The sequence below is a fragment of the Denitratisoma sp. DHT3 genome (assembly GCF_007833355.1).
Taxonomy (GTDB): Bacteria; Pseudomonadota; Gammaproteobacteria; order Burkholderiales; family Rhodocyclaceae; genus Denitratisoma.
This window is the reverse complement of record NZ_CP020914.1, coordinates 1,183,242-1,196,480: the sequence shown is the minus strand read 5'-3', so window position 1 is coordinate 1,196,480 and position 13,239 is coordinate 1,183,242. Positions and strand designations below refer to the sequence as shown.

The window sequence follows — 13,239 nt, the reverse complement described above, 5'->3', positions numbered from 1 at the left end:
CGAACCCCACGAGGGAGGCGAGCATGCATATCGGAGTGCCCAGGGAAATCAAGGTGCAGGAATACCGGGTCGGCCTGACGCCGTCCTCGGTGCGGGATCTGGCGGCGCGCGGCCACCGGGTCAGCGTGGAAAGCGGAGCCGGCGCCGCGATCGATTTCTCCGACGACGCCTATCGGGCGGCGGGAGCGCAAGTAGTGGCCACCGCCGCCGAGGTCTGGGCCGCCGAGCTGATCGTCAAGGTCAAGGAGCCCCAGCCCGTCGAATACGCCTTGCTGCGGCCGGGCCAGATTCTGTTCACCTATCTGCACCTGGCGCCCGACCCGCGCCAGGCGACGGCCCTGTTGCAGTCCGGCTGCATCGCCATCGCCTACGAGACCGTGACCGACACCCACGGCGGCCTGCCCCTGCTGGCGCCGATGTCGGCCGTGGCCGGACGCATGGCGCCGCAAGTCGGCGCCTATCATCTGATGAAACCGCAGGGCGGGCGCGGCGTATTGCTCTGCGGCGTGCCGGGCGTGGCGCCGGCCAGGATGGTGGTGCTGGGTTCCGGGGTGGTGGGCAGCCATGCCGCGCATGTGGCCGCCGGCCTGGGCGCCGACGTGACGGTGCTGGACCGCAACGTGGAGCGGCTGGACCTGCTGGATCGGGAGCTGTCGGGCCGGGTCAAGACCATCATCGCCAACGCGGCGACCGTGGAGCAGTGCGTGGTCGAGGCCGATCTGCTGATCGGTGCGGTGCTGGTGCCCGGCGCTGCGGCGCCCAAGCTGGTGTCCCGCGCCATGCTGAGGTCCATGAAGCGCGGGGCGGTGATCGTCGATGTGGCGATCGACCAGGGGGGCTGCTGCGAAACCTCCCGTCCCACCACCCATGCCGATCCGGTGTTCGTGGTCGACGGCGTGGTGCATTACTGCGTCGCCAACATACCGGGCGCGGTACCGCGCACCTCGGCACTGGCCCTGAACAACGCGACCCTGCCTTTCGTCGCCGCGCTGGCCGACAAGGGCTGGCGGCGGGCGCTGGCCGACGATCCGCATCTGCGCCGCGGCCTCAACGTCTGCGCCGGACACCTGACCCACGGCGCAGTGGCGGCGGCCCTGGGCCAGCCCCTGGTGGCGGCGGAAGACCTGTTGTGATCGACGGCGAAGAGGACAAGACCCCGACAGAGCTTTTCCGCCGCGCCGCCGCAAGGAAAAGCGGCACGCGGCGAAGCCGCAACGCGTCGGTGCCGCCACGAAGCGCCCCCAAACACCCGAGCGCAGCGAGCCGTATCGAACCCCCCGGAGGGGGGCGAAGGGGGGCGAGCCCTTGTGCACTGCGACTTGACCGTTCCGGGGTAGCCCGGTTAGACTGCCGGCCACCATAAAGAACCCGCGTTGCTGGCGCTTGGCGCCGCACCCCATCGAACAAGCGGGTCGATTCTAGAGCGTGTTCACAGTAGCCAGATATAGGTGCATGCCAGATGCAAGAATGCATTGAAGCGGTTGGCGAGCTTGTCGTAACGTGTGGCGAGTCGGCGAAATTGCTTGAGCCGATTGAAGAATCGCTCGACCAGGTTACGCGCCTTGTAGCGCTCTCGGTCGAACTCACGCGGCGTGGGGCGATTGCTGCGGGGTGGAATGACGGCCTCAGCGCCCATGCGGGCGATGGTGTCGACAAACGCGTTGCTGTCGTATCCCTTGTCGGCGACCACTGCGTCGGTAACCAAGGCATCGACCAGTGCGGGGCCTTGCGTAATGTCGGCCACCTGACCACCGGTGAGGATCAGGCGCAGCGGATTACCCAGGGCATCCACGCACGCATGGATCTTGGTGGTCAGTCCGCCACGCGACCGACCGATCGCCTGATCGCCACCGTTTTTTTTGATGCGCCCGCTGAGTGCTGGTGCGCACGTACCACTGTCGAGTCGATGAAGAGCTCTTCCAGGTCTGCTTCTCCTCGGAGGGCCTCGGCCACTCGCGACCAAACCCCATTGGCTTCCCATCGTGCAAAGCGCACATACACAGAGTGCCAGTTGCCAAACTTCGGCGGCAAATCACGCCAGGGGTTGCCTACCCGGGCGGTGTATAGCACCGCCTCAACAAATAAACGGTTATCCACGGCACGCCCTCCCTTGTCCGTGGGCTTCCCTGGCAACAACTCCGAAATCCGCGCCCACTGTGCATCGCTCAACATGTCCCGATCCATTGCTTACGTCCAAATTCCAGGATGTAAACACAAATCCGATACTGTGAACAGACCCTAATACTTCGGACGATCACGCCTCCTGACAGCACGGTCTCGTTTCCCTCGGGACCGTGCGGGTGGCCTGTCGTTCGTCCGTCGGAAGAGTTTGAAAGGAGCGGAACTCATGGCATGGACGCGACTAGTACCGGGACGACTCAAGCCGGGGCAACCCCTGCCGTTCAGCCTGCTCGACCGCCATGGGCGCGTGCTGCTGAATTGCGGTTTCGTCATCCAGCAGGAGGAGCAGCTGGCGCGCCTGATCGAGCGCGGCGCGTATTACGACGAGATCGAGACCGAGGGCGACGTGGTCGCGGCCGGTGCCGAGCGCGTCTGCATCCAGGAAATCATCGTGGGCATCATCCACGACTACGAAAGGGTACTGGATTGCCCGCTCGATGCGTTGCAGCCGGAAATCGTGCTCGATATCGCCCGGCGGGTCCAGATGGTCTGCCGCTTGGACCCGGAGCCCGCGCTGGCCTGCATCCAGTTGCAGCGGGCGAGCCGCTATTCGATGCGTCACGCGTTCCATACCGCGGTGCTGACTGAAATATTGCTGAGCCGGCTGGACCGCGATGACGCCCAGCGTCTGCCCGCGGTGGCCGGTGCCCTGACCATGAATGTGATGATGCTGGGTCTCCAGGACGCCCTCTATCACCAGAGCACGGCGCTGACGCCCGAGCAGAAGATGCAGATCGTCGTCCATCCCCGCGACGGGGCGCGGGCGCTGGCGGCGCGCGGCGTGGACGATCCGGTCTGGCTGGACGTGGTGGAACACCACCATGAAATGCCAGACGGCTCGGGCTATACGAAACGCCTCAAGGAAGAGGCGCTGAGTCTGGAGTCCCAGGTGGTGTCGCTGGCCGACCGTTACTGCGCGATGGTGGCGGAACGGGCCTATCGCGCGGGTACCCTGCCGCATCTCGCCGCCAAGGAACTGCTCAGCCGTCAGGGGAGCACCGTCGCACCGAATCTCGCCGCGGCATTCCTCAAGGAGATCGGCCTCTATCCGCCGGGCACGGTGGTGACCCTGAACAATGGCGAGATCGCGGTGGTGGTGCGGCGCACCCTCAATCCGGCGCAGCCGATCGTGCGCAGTCTGCGGGCACCCAGCGGCGTGCGCTATGAGTCGCCGCCCAAGCGCCAGACCAGCAAGGCCGTGTATGGCATCCGCGAGGTCCTCGGACCGGAACTGCTGCGCGGCTTCGATCTGACCGAACTGTGGCCCCGCGCCGAAGCCGAAGCCGCCGATGACGCGGCCGCCGCCGGGAGTTAGCGTAAACGAGCTTTTCCGCCGGGCCGTCCCAAGGAAAACCACGGCGACACGGCGGGCACGGCGAACCTCCTCCTCGCCCCGTAGGAGCGGGCCATGCCCGCGACAGTTGCGCGATACGATGCACCGATTCGCGGGCATGGCCCGCTCCCACACGCTGGGCTTCGACAGGTTCAGCCCGAACGGATGGTGATTGGTCAGCGCTTCCCCGGCAGAGCTTTTCCGCCGCGCCGCCGCAAGGAAAAGCGGCACGCGGCGAAGCCGCAACCTATCGGCGCCGCCACGAAGCGCCCCCAAACACCCGAGCGCAGCGAGCCATATCGAACCCCCCGGAGGGGGGCGAAGGGGGGCGAGCCTAACTCAACGCCAGCGGTTGATGGCGTCCCGTGTTTCCAGCGCCGCCTGGCGGGCGGCCTGGGCGTAGTCCTCGCCCTTGCCGGCGTAGAGGATGGCGCGCGAGGAGTTGATCATCAGCCCCGTGCCGGCGCCAGGCCCGGCGCCGATCCGGCCGGCCTTCACGGTGGCCTCGATGTCGCCGCCCTGGGCGCCGATGCCGGGCACCAGGAGCGGCAGGTCGCCGACGATTTCGCGCACCCGGGCGATCTCCGCCGGGAAGGTGGCGCCCACCACCAGGGCGCACTGGCCGGTGGTGTTCCATTCGTCGGCCACCAGGCGGGCCACCCGCTCGTAGAGTCGCTCCTGGCCACCGACATCGAGGAATTGCAGATCGCTGCCGCCGGGGTTCGAGGTGCGGCAGAGCAGGATCACACCCTTGTCCGGATAGGCCAGGTAGGGCGCCACGGAGTCGCGGCCCATGTAGGGATTGACGGTCACCGCGTCGGCATCGTAGCGCTCGAAGGCTTCCACCGCGTACTGCTCGGCGGTGCTGCCGATGTCGCCGCGCTTGGCGTCGAGGATCACCGGCACGCCGGGGTGCATCGTGTGGATGTGGGCGATCAGGGCCTCGAGCTGGTCTTCGGCGCGGCGCGCGGCGAAATAGGCGATCTGGGGCTTGAAGCAGCAGACCAGGTCGGCGGTGGCGTCGACGATGCCGGCGCAGAATTCGTAGATCGCCCGCGGATGGTTCCGCAGATGGGCGGGGAAGCGGGCCGGATCGGGGTCCAGGCCGACGCAGAGCAGGCTGTCGTTGCGCTGCCAGGCGGCGGCGAGGGTGGCGCTGAATGTCATTGACGTGTCCTTGCCGTCTTGGGTGGCGGGCGCCTGTCCGGCGGCCCGGGCCTGCTTCTGGCGCAGGCGGGCGTTCTTGTCCTCATTGGCGAAGACGTAGCGCCCGGCCAGCACACACCCCTTCATGCCCGGGTCGCAGGGCAGGTTGTTCACCTTGGAACAGGTGTCGTTGATTTCGTGGGGGCAGCCCCAGCCGGTGGATGCCATGGTTACTACTTGCCCTTGCTCCAGGCGTCCTTCAGGGGTGCGGCCGATTTCTTTATGGCGATGGTGCCACGGGAGAGTTTCTTGGCCGCCAGGGCTGCCTGGCCGACAGCTTTGTCGATGACTTCACCATTGCGGAAGGCCTGTTTTATGCGGTCACTGGTAGCCGTTTTCATGATGAGCATTCCTTAAAAATTTCCATGTGTCGGTTTGTGCAACATGGGTGGTTCGGGCGGAAGTGCCTTGGGCGATCAATTCGGGAGCAAACTCGCGGGAATTGTCGTAGGCCCGCCACTCGTCGACCACGGACCGGTAGAGTGTATTGAAATTGGCAATGCCTCGCCAATAGCGGCGCCGTATCACTTCGATTGGTATATTGTGCCCGCCTTCCCTTACCCTTCGCGCTACCCGGGCCTGGGCCGTTTCGGGAGAGTCTAGCCAAAGGTAAATGAGATAGCAGCGATATCCTGAGTTTGTTTTTAGTCTTTGCAGCAGTGGGGCAAAGCTCCTGCTTGCGAGGGTGGTTTCAAAGGCGAAATCCTGGCCTGATGCAGCCAGACTGCGGATGCGGGACAACATGATGCGTCCGGCTTCAAAGGCCGCACCTTCCGGATTGAAGGCGGAAAGTCCGGCTGCTATTTGATCGGCATTGACGAACTCATCAATGCCCAGGGTGTCGCGCAGAAGAAACGGTGCAGCGGTGGATTTGCCTGCGCCATTGGGTCCCGCGATGACCACCACGTTGGCCATGCTTACTTGCCCTTACTCCATGAATCCTTCAGGGTTACGGCGCGGTTGAACAGCGGCGCGCCGGGACGGGAGTCCACACGGTCGGCGACGAAATAGCCGTGGCGCTCGAACTGGAAGCGGTCCTCGGGCGCGGCGTCCTTCAGGGCGGGCTCCAACTGGGCGACGATCGTCTGGACGGAGTTCGAGTTCAGGTCGTCGAGGAAGTTCCGCTCCAGGCCCTCCGGGTCGCCCGCATCGTCACCCATTCGCCGGGCGCCCGGCGCCGGCATGGAGAACAGCCGGTCGTAGAGCCGCACTTCGCTCTGGTAGGCGTGGCGGGCGGAGACCCAGTGGATGTTGCCCTTGACTTTGTAATTGTCGGCGCCGGGCGTGCCCGACTTGGAATCCGGCAGCAGCTCGGCATGCACCGCCACCACGTTGCCGGCGGCGTCCTTCTCGCAGCCGGTGCATTCGATGACGAAGCCGTAGCGCAGCCGCACCCGGTTGCCGGGACGGGGGTCCCCGGCGGGTGTCGCGCCGGGGGGATACAGCCGGAAATAGCCCTTGGGGGGATCCTCGGCGAAGTCCTCGCGCTCGATCCACAGTTCGCGCGAGAAGGGCACCTGGCGCTTGCCCCACTCGGGCTTCTGCGGATGGTTGGGCGCTTCGCAGAGCTCCTCGTGATCCGCCGCGACGTTGGTGAGGACCAGCTTCAGCGGATCGAGCACGGCGATGCGGCGCGGCGCGGTTTCGTTGAGGTGCTCGCGTTGGCACTCCTCCAGCACGCTGATGTCGATCAGCGAGTCGGACTTGGTGACGCCGATGCGCTCGGCGAACATCTGGAAGCCCTCGGGCGTGAAGCCGCGGCGCCGGGCGCCGACCAGGGTCGGCATGCGCGGGTCGTCCCAGCCGGCGACGTGCTTTTCCTCCACCAACTGGATCAGCTTGCGCTTGGAGAGCACCACGTAGGTCAGGTTCAGGCGCGAGAACTCGTACTGGCGCGGCAATGGCCGGACCAGCAGGCCGGCCTCGGCCAGGCGCTCCAGCAGCCAGTCGTAGAACGGGCGCTGATCCTCGAATTCCAGGGTGCAGATGGAGTGGGTGATGTTCTCCAGCGCGTCCTCGATCGGATGGGCGAAGGTGTACATCGGGTACACGCAGAAACGGTCGCCGGTGCGGTGGTGCTCGGCGTGGCGGATGCGGTAGATGGCCGGGTCGCGCAGGTTGATGTTGGGGGCGGTCATGTCGATCTTCGCCCGCAGCACGTGGCTGCCGTCGGGGAATTCGCCGGCCTTCATGCGGCGGAACAGGTCCAGGCTTTCGGCCGCGCCGCGGTCGCGGTAGGGGCTGTCCCTGCCCGGCTCGGTCAGGGTGCCCCGGTTGGCCCGCATCTCCTCCGCGCTCTGGCTGTCCACATAGGCGTGGCCGGCCTGGATCAGGGATTCGGCGGCCTGGTACATGAAGTCGAAATAGTCGGAGGCGTGGTAGAGGTGCTCGACGCCATTCACCGTCCAGTCGCCGCCCAGCCAATGCACCGAGTCGATGATGGCATCGACGTATTCCTGCTCCTCCTTCTCCGGATTGGTGTCGTCGAAGCGCAGGTGGCAGACGCCGCCGTAGTCCCGCGCCAGACCGAAGTTCAGCAGGATCGACTTGGCGTGGCCGAAATGCAGGTAGCCGTTGGGTTCCGGCGGGAAGCGGGTGCGAATCCTGGCCGGGTCGGGCGCGCCGGCCTGCTGCTCGGGGCCCGAGCCGGGATGGCCGCACCAGCGGCGGGAGGCATGGGTGCCCGCCGCCAGGTCGGCCTCGACGATGTGGCGCAGGAAGTTGGCGGGTTTGACTTCGGAAGAAGTGGCGTCGGATTGGGGCTGGGATGGGGAATGGGCCATGGGGACTGCCGGCGGGAATGTCGCAAAGCGTCAATTCTACCGGGCCGGGGCGGTCTCCAGAAATCTGGAAGAGGCATAATCGGCAGCCCCGCAACCGATTCCCGTTTTTCCATGCACTTCGAGCATCTGGTCGAAATCAACGACTTTCGCATTCCGCTGCTGTTCCGCCTCGACCGCGCCCAGGTCTGGGCCGGGCTGATGCACCGGGTGGAGGACGCCCGGCCTTTCCTGCCCGGGCTGGACGAATGCCGCATCATGGCGCGCGGCGAGGGGACGCTGGAGCGCGTGCTGCGTTTCGGCGCCACCGAGGTGCGCGATCGGGTGAGCTATGCCGTGGGGGACTGGGTGCGCTTCGAGACCACCCCCTCGGAGCACCACGGCGGCGGCGTGCTGATCATCAGCATCGAAGAGCCCGAGACCGACAGCCTGTTCCTGCGCTTCCGCTACGAAACGCTGTTCGCCTCGGGGCACGAGGCCGAGGACGCGGCCTACGGGGAATTCCTGCGCCAGGCCTACGAGGCGGCCGACATCGACACGGTGCAGGTGATCCGGATGCTGGCGGAAACGGCCGACCGGCCCGCCCGGCATTAACCGCCGGATTTCGTCAATCGGCCGACTTCCTCGGGCGTGATCCATTGCCACTGCCCCGGCGCGAGGCCGGCCGGCAGGGCGAAGTCGCCGATCGCGGCGCGGTGCAGCGCCTCGACGCGGTTGCCGATGGCGGCGACCATGCGCTTGACCTGGTGATAGCGGCCGCCGGTGATGGTGAGCCGCAGCCGATGGCTGTCCACGGCCTCGCAGGCCGCGGCGGCGACCGCCTGCGGGTCGTCGCGCAGCACGACGCCCGCCAGCAGGCGCTGGATCTGGGTTTCGTCGATGGCGTGGCGCAGCGTCACTTCATAGACCTTGGGCATTTCCCGGCGCGGGGAGGTCAGCGCGTGGATGAACTGGCCGTCGTCGGTGAGCAGCAGCAGGCCCGTGGTGTCCTCGTCGAGCCGGCCCACGGGCTGCACGCCCCGGTTCAGGAGCGGCGGTGGCAAGAGCGACAGCACGCTGGGGTGATGGATCGGATTGCGCGAACACTCGTAGCCCGCCGGCTTGTTCAGCGCCAGATAGGCGTGCTCCCGCCAGCACCAGTCTTCGCCGTCGATCTGGAAATGAAGCCCCTCGGTTTCGAATTCGGCGAACGGGTTTTCGCAGACATCCCCATCGACGGCGACATGGCCATGACGGATCAGGGCGCGGCATTCCTTGCGGGAGCCGAATCCTTGTTGCTGGATCAGGCGTTCGAGGGGGAGATGGGGCATGGCGGGCGGCGACGGAAAAAAGAGGTGCGATGATCCCACAATTGCAGTCTGGGTATGCGCTGGTTGTGTTGTATGAACGCAAATTTGCTTGAGCGGATTTGTCGGTTTTTGAGAAAGGCGGACATAAACATATGTAAGATTCCGCCCCTGTCATTTCGCATCCACGCTGATGGCATGGAGTTCAAAAAAGTTCGTAGAACTATAACGACGAGCAAAGGAGATACTAGGTGAAACACAAGACCCGATTCATGGTGCGCACCATGCCCGCGATCCTCGCGGCCGCCTTTTCCAGCGCGGCCGCCACGGCTTACGCCGCCGGCGAAGCCCTGGAGGAAGTGATCATCACCGCTCAGAAGCGGTCGGAAAACCTGCAGGACGTGCCCATCTCGGTGATGGCCTTCGATGCCAAGGCGCTGGAGAAGAAAGGGGTCGTCACGCTGTCCGACATCAACGACGGCTCCGTGCCCGGCCTGAGCCTGGCGCCCTATCCCGGCAGCAGCGAGATCTTCTTCCCGACCTTCCGGGGGGTGACGACCAATTCCTCCTTCATCGCCAATCCGAACCCCATCGCCGTCCATGTCAACGGCGTGTACCAGTCCCAGCTGGTCGGCCTGAACAACCCGGCCGCCGACCTGGAGCGGATCGAAGTGCTGAAGGGGCCCCAGGGCGTGATGTCCGGCCGCAACGCCACCGGCGGCGCGCTGAACATCTACACCGCCAAGCCCGACCTCTCCGCCTTCGGCTTCAAGCAGCAGATCACCCTGGCCCAGCGCGAGCAGATCATTTCCAAGACCACCGTGAATGTGCCGGTGACCGAGAACCTGGCCTTCAAGATCGCCTATGTGACCAGTTCCCGCGACAACGAGGGCGTCAAGAACTCCGCCCCCGGCGGCGTCAAGTTCGGCCAGCGCGATGCGGAAGCGTGGCGCTTCGACGTGCGCTGGAAGCCCACCAACAAGGTGACGGTGGATTACGGTTACGACTACTCCCTGTCCAAGGGCTACGACACGCCGCCCCAGTGCTTGATGGCTTCGGCGAATCCTCTGTCCAATTATTTCGCGTTGGCCACGTTCGATGCCCGCGCGGCCACCTTCGTGAATGGCTGCCGCACGGATCGCCAGTCCAACCTTTACGGCCCCGTTGGCTTGCAGCAGAACAGCAACAAGGCCGAGGGCCACGCGCTGAACATCGAGTGGGAAGTCAGCCCGACGCTGACCGTCCGCTCCATCACCGGCTATCGCAAGGTCGATACCTCCAACCAGTACAACTACGGCGCCTACGTGGGCGGCCTGGATGCCCGTGCCGACAGCTATCCGCTGACCATCACCGATCCGCTGAACGTCAACGGCGGCGTCGGCCTCAACCTCGGCCATCCGGCGACGCTCTACAACGAGTCCTGGTCCCAGGAATTCCAGTTCCTCGGCGATCTGAGCAAGACCTTCAAGTACACCGCCGGCGTGTTCTTCGCGACGGAAAAAGGCAATCAACACTCCGGCCCCAACGTCGGCATGATCCTGCCTGGCGGCGGTGGCGCTTCCGGTGTCGACTTCCTCATGTTGGACAACAAGGGCATTAATTCTTCCAGGCTCGACTCCTGGGCCGTCTTCGGCCAGTTGAACTGGACGCCGGACATCCTGGATCGGAAGCTGGAAATCGTTCCCGGCATCCGCTTCACCAAGGATCACCGTCGCGTGACCGGCTATAACACCGGCTGGACCACCGGCTATATTGTCGTACCGACCGGTCCTGCCGCCGCAATGCTGGTTGCTTCGCCTTTCCCCTTGCCTGCTGGTTTGGCTGGGGCTGGTTTTGCCAGCGCCACGGGTGATCGCCGCTATTCGGAGACCACGCCGGCCCTGTCCGTCAATTATCACATCGACAAGAACGTGATGACCTATCTGAAGCTCTCCAAGGGCTTCACCGGTGGCGGCTTCGATCAGGTCTCTGGCGCGGCGACGGCGGCTGGTTTCGTCAAGGGTTTCGATCCCGAGACCATCAAGTCCGTTGAACTGGGCATGAAGGGCGAGTTCATGGATCGTCGCCTGCGGACCAACATGGCCCTGTTCCAGAGCAAGTTCGACAACGAGCAGAAGTCCGTCGCCAACGCTTTGGCGGGCTGGGCGACCGAGAACGTCGGCGGTTCCACCTATCGCGGCTTCGAGTTCGACCTGACGGCCAAGGTGACCGACAACCTGCGCGCCAATTTCAGCTATGCCACGCTGACCCACAAGTACGACAAGTGGACCGATTCCGCGACTGGGGCTGATGTCACCTCCCTGCGCAAGCTGGTCGTGCCGAAGAACGATGCCACCCTGACGGTGGATTATCGCTTCCCCGAGTTCGGTCTGCCCGGCAAGCTGGACGGCTCGCTCACGTTCTCCCATCGTGGCGCCTCATCTACGCCAATCAAGATGGAGAATCCCGATCCGGAGATCGAGCAGCACTCCACCGTGCCGTCCTTCAGCGTGGTCAACGGCCGTCTGGCGCTGTCCCGCATCAAGGTCGGTCCCGGCGGCAATGGCGACCTGACCGTGGCGCTGTGGGGCAAGAACCTGACCGACAAGAAGTACCTGGTCATGTCCAACCCGGGCTGGACCTCATACTGGTCCGGCAACTGGGGCGAGCCGCGCACCTACGGTCTGGACCTGATCTACCAGTACTGATCGCCGCGGCGCGATCGCAGTTCAAGGCGGCCCGGCGACGGGCCGCTTTTTTTTTAACGATTTCGCCTGGCGTCATTGCCGCTAGAATCCATCCGTTTTCATCGCATGCCATCCGCCATGAACTTCACCGCCCCTGCCGCCATCGCCGTCGGCGCCACCCTCGGCGCGTGGCTGCGCTGGGCGCTGGGGCTCTGGCTCAATCCGCTGTTCGCGCTGGTTCCCCTGGGCACCTTGGCCGCGAACCTCCTCGGCGGCTATCTGGTGGGCGCGGCGGTCGCGGTGTTCCAGATCAACGTCGATCTGCCGCCCGAAGTGCGGCTGCTGGTGGTGACGGGTTTTCTCGGCGGCCTGACCACTTTTTCCACCTTCTCCGCCGAGGTCGTCGGTCTGATCCGCACCGCCGAATACGGCTGGGCGCTGGCCGCAGCCAGCCTGCATCTGTTCGGTTCCCTGTTGATGACCGGGCTGGGCATCTGGACCATCCACCGCCTCGCCGCCTGAACGCCTCAATCCTCGCTCTAACTTTCATGATGCAGAAAGAACACTCCGCATCATGAAAAGACTCGCCCCCCTTCGCCCCCCCGGGGGGTTCGATACGGCTCGCTGCGCTCGATATCACGGGGAGCGCTGTAGCCGCACCGATAGGTTGCGGCTGGCGCCGCGTGCCGCTTTTCCTTGGGGCGGCCCGGCGGAAAAGCTCGTTTTTTTCACGCTAAACGAGGGCCGCCACTCGCTGTTGCAGGCGGGGCAGCAATTCGGCGGCGAACCACGGATTGCGGCGCAGCCATAGATTGTTGCGCGGGCTCGGGTGGGGCAGCGGTACGACATCGGGCCAGTAGCGGCGCCAGTCCGCGACCATATGGGTCACCGATCCGGCGGCGCCGGGGAGGTGGTATGCCTGGGCATGGCGGCCGATGACCAGGGTCAGGCGCACGCCGGGCAGCGCCGCCAGCAGCCGCGCCCGCCAGGCCGCGGCGCACTCGGGGCGGGGCGGCAGGTCGCCCGAGGCGCCGGTGCCCGGATAGCAGAAACCCATGGGCAGGATCGCGATGCGCGTCGGGTCGTAGAACACCTCGCGCGAGATGCCCAGCCAATCGCGCAGGCGGTCGCCGCTGACGTCATTGAAGGGGATGCCGGATGCGTGGGCTCTGCGGCCCGGCGCCTGGCCGGCGACGAGAATGCGGGCGGCGGGGTTCGCCTGCAGCAAAGGCCGGGGGCCGAGCGGCAGGTGGGCCGCGCATAGCGTGCAGGCGCGCACCGCCGTGAGCAGTTCCTCCAGTTCGGTCTGGGCCGTCTCGGCGGGAGCGGGGCGCGCAATGCCGGACGTGGACGCCATGCGTTTCAAGACCCCGGCGCGGCGAGCTTGGCGCCCTTCTGGATCAGGAGGTCGCGCAACGCCGAACGATGACAATGCGCCTCGTCCGCGCAGTAGCAGCCGACCGAGAAGTCGCTGTGATGGGAGAGCGCGGCGAGCAGTTCGATGGCGTGGCTGTTCTCGGGCGTCGCCATTTCGGCGCGGTACCGCTTGAAAAAGGCGCCCCACTGGGCGGGCGTCGTGGCGGCGTGGGCCAGCTTCATGGTGTCGAGACTCGGCGCCAGATTGGGAAACCACACGTCGTACCAGTTCTGCGCGGCGAACTCGGCCTTGGGCACGCCGCGCGGCGGCCGGCGCACCGTGCCGATGCGCAGTCCTTCATCCGGGTTTCTGGGGCTGCCGAGCCGGACAATGCGTATGGCCATGATTTGTGCCTCCTGCGAGATCGTTC

General features: G+C 65.6%; 13 protein-coding genes. 5 read left to right on the top strand and 8 right to left on the bottom strand.

Annotation, left to right across the window (positions count from 1 at the left end; translation table 11 throughout):
* The first annotated feature begins 23 nt into the window (after positions 1–23).
* The gene (gene ald, locus B9N43_RS05385; protein ID WP_145841297.1) at positions 24–1,133 is read left to right on the top strand and encodes an alanine dehydrogenase; all 1,110 of its coding nucleotides are present in this window, start codon (positions 24–26) and stop codon (positions 1,131–1,133) included.
* 296 nt (positions 1,134–1,429) lie between these two features.
* Here the strand turns inward: ald and B9N43_RS05380 are convergent.
* Positions 1,430–2,184, bottom strand: a protein-coding gene (locus B9N43_RS05380) for an IS5 family transposase (RefSeq protein ID WP_145841296.1) whose coding sequence is annotated in 2 segments (ribosomal slippage) — positions 1,430–1,863 and positions 1,863–2,184 — 756 coding nt in all. Because the reading frame shifts where the segments join, the coding sequence is not laid out codon by codon here.
* Between the two features lie 163 nt (positions 2,185–2,347).
* Between B9N43_RS05380 and B9N43_RS05375 the strand changes: the two genes are divergently transcribed.
* The gene (locus B9N43_RS05375; RefSeq protein ID WP_145841295.1) at positions 2,348–3,496 is read left to right on the top strand and encodes an HD-GYP domain-containing protein; all 1,149 of its coding nucleotides are present in this window, start codon (positions 2,348–2,350) and stop codon (positions 3,494–3,496) included.
* A gap of 357 nt (positions 3,497–3,853) precedes the next feature.
* Here B9N43_RS05375 and pyrF read toward each other — a convergent pair whose 3' ends face one another.
* Genes pyrF through B9N43_RS05360 form a run of 4 tightly spaced genes read right to left on the bottom strand, consistent with a single transcriptional unit; the run spans position 3,854 to position 7,503 of the window.
* The gene (gene pyrF / locus B9N43_RS05370; RefSeq protein ID WP_261379394.1) at positions 3,854–4,888 is read right to left on the bottom strand and encodes an orotidine-5'-phosphate decarboxylase; all 1,035 of its coding nucleotides are present in this window, start codon (positions 4,886–4,888) and stop codon (positions 3,854–3,856) included.
* A 5-nt stretch (positions 4,889–4,893) separates the two neighbouring features.
* Positions 4,894–5,061: a hypothetical protein gene (locus B9N43_RS17145; protein WP_186453991.1), complete on the bottom strand. Its 168-nt coding sequence runs from the start codon at positions 5,059–5,061 to the stop codon at positions 4,894–4,896.
* On the bottom strand, positions 5,042–5,635 hold the full coding sequence (locus B9N43_RS05365) for an AAA family ATPase (protein ID WP_145841294.1): 594 nt from the start codon (positions 5,633–5,635) through the stop codon (positions 5,042–5,044). The genes B9N43_RS17145 and B9N43_RS05365 overlap by 20 nt, the downstream gene beginning before the upstream one ends.
* A gap of 2 nt (positions 5,636–5,637) precedes the next feature.
* The gene (locus tag B9N43_RS05360; RefSeq protein WP_145841293.1) at positions 5,638–7,503 is read right to left on the bottom strand and encodes a glutamine--tRNA ligase/YqeY domain fusion protein; all 1,866 of its coding nucleotides are present in this window, start codon (positions 7,501–7,503) and stop codon (positions 5,638–5,640) included.
* A gap of 111 nt (positions 7,504–7,614) precedes the next feature.
* Between B9N43_RS05360 and B9N43_RS05355 the strand changes: the two genes are divergently transcribed.
* Positions 7,615–8,094, top strand: coding sequence for an SRPBCC family protein (locus B9N43_RS05355; protein WP_145841292.1), 480 nt, complete (start codon positions 7,615–7,617; stop codon positions 8,092–8,094).
* On the opposite strand, the gene B9N43_RS05350 is transcribed toward B9N43_RS05355, so the two are convergent.
* Complete coding sequence (locus B9N43_RS05350) at positions 8,091–8,810, bottom strand: pseudouridine synthase (protein ID WP_145841291.1); 720 nt, start codon at positions 8,808–8,810, stop codon at positions 8,091–8,093. The genes B9N43_RS05355 and B9N43_RS05350 overlap by 4 nt on opposite strands.
* Positions 8,811–9,037: 227 nt before the next feature.
* On the opposite strand from B9N43_RS05350, the gene B9N43_RS05345 reads away from it, so the two are divergent.
* A complete protein-coding gene (locus B9N43_RS05345) occupies positions 9,038–11,473 on the top strand; it encodes a TonB-dependent receptor (protein WP_145841290.1) in 2,436 nt (811 codons plus the stop codon).
* Between the two features lie 117 nt (positions 11,474–11,590).
* The gene (gene crcB, locus B9N43_RS05340; RefSeq protein ID WP_145841289.1) at positions 11,591–11,974 is read left to right on the top strand and encodes a fluoride efflux transporter CrcB; all 384 of its coding nucleotides are present in this window, start codon (positions 11,591–11,593) and stop codon (positions 11,972–11,974) included.
* A gap of 211 nt (positions 11,975–12,185) precedes the next feature.
* Here crcB and B9N43_RS05335 read toward each other — a convergent pair whose 3' ends face one another.
* Both B9N43_RS05335 and B9N43_RS05330 read right to left on the bottom strand, forming a co-directional pair.
* Positions 12,186–12,809: a uracil-DNA glycosylase family protein gene (locus tag B9N43_RS05335; protein ID WP_145841288.1), complete on the bottom strand. Its 624-nt coding sequence runs from the start codon at positions 12,807–12,809 to the stop codon at positions 12,186–12,188.
* A gap of 5 nt (positions 12,810–12,814) precedes the next feature.
* Positions 12,815–13,213 (bottom strand): DUF488 domain-containing protein, encoded by a 399-nt coding sequence (locus B9N43_RS05330; protein ID WP_145841287.1) that lies wholly within the window; start codon positions 13,211–13,213, stop codon positions 12,815–12,817.
* Positions 13,214–13,239 lie beyond the last annotated feature (26 nt).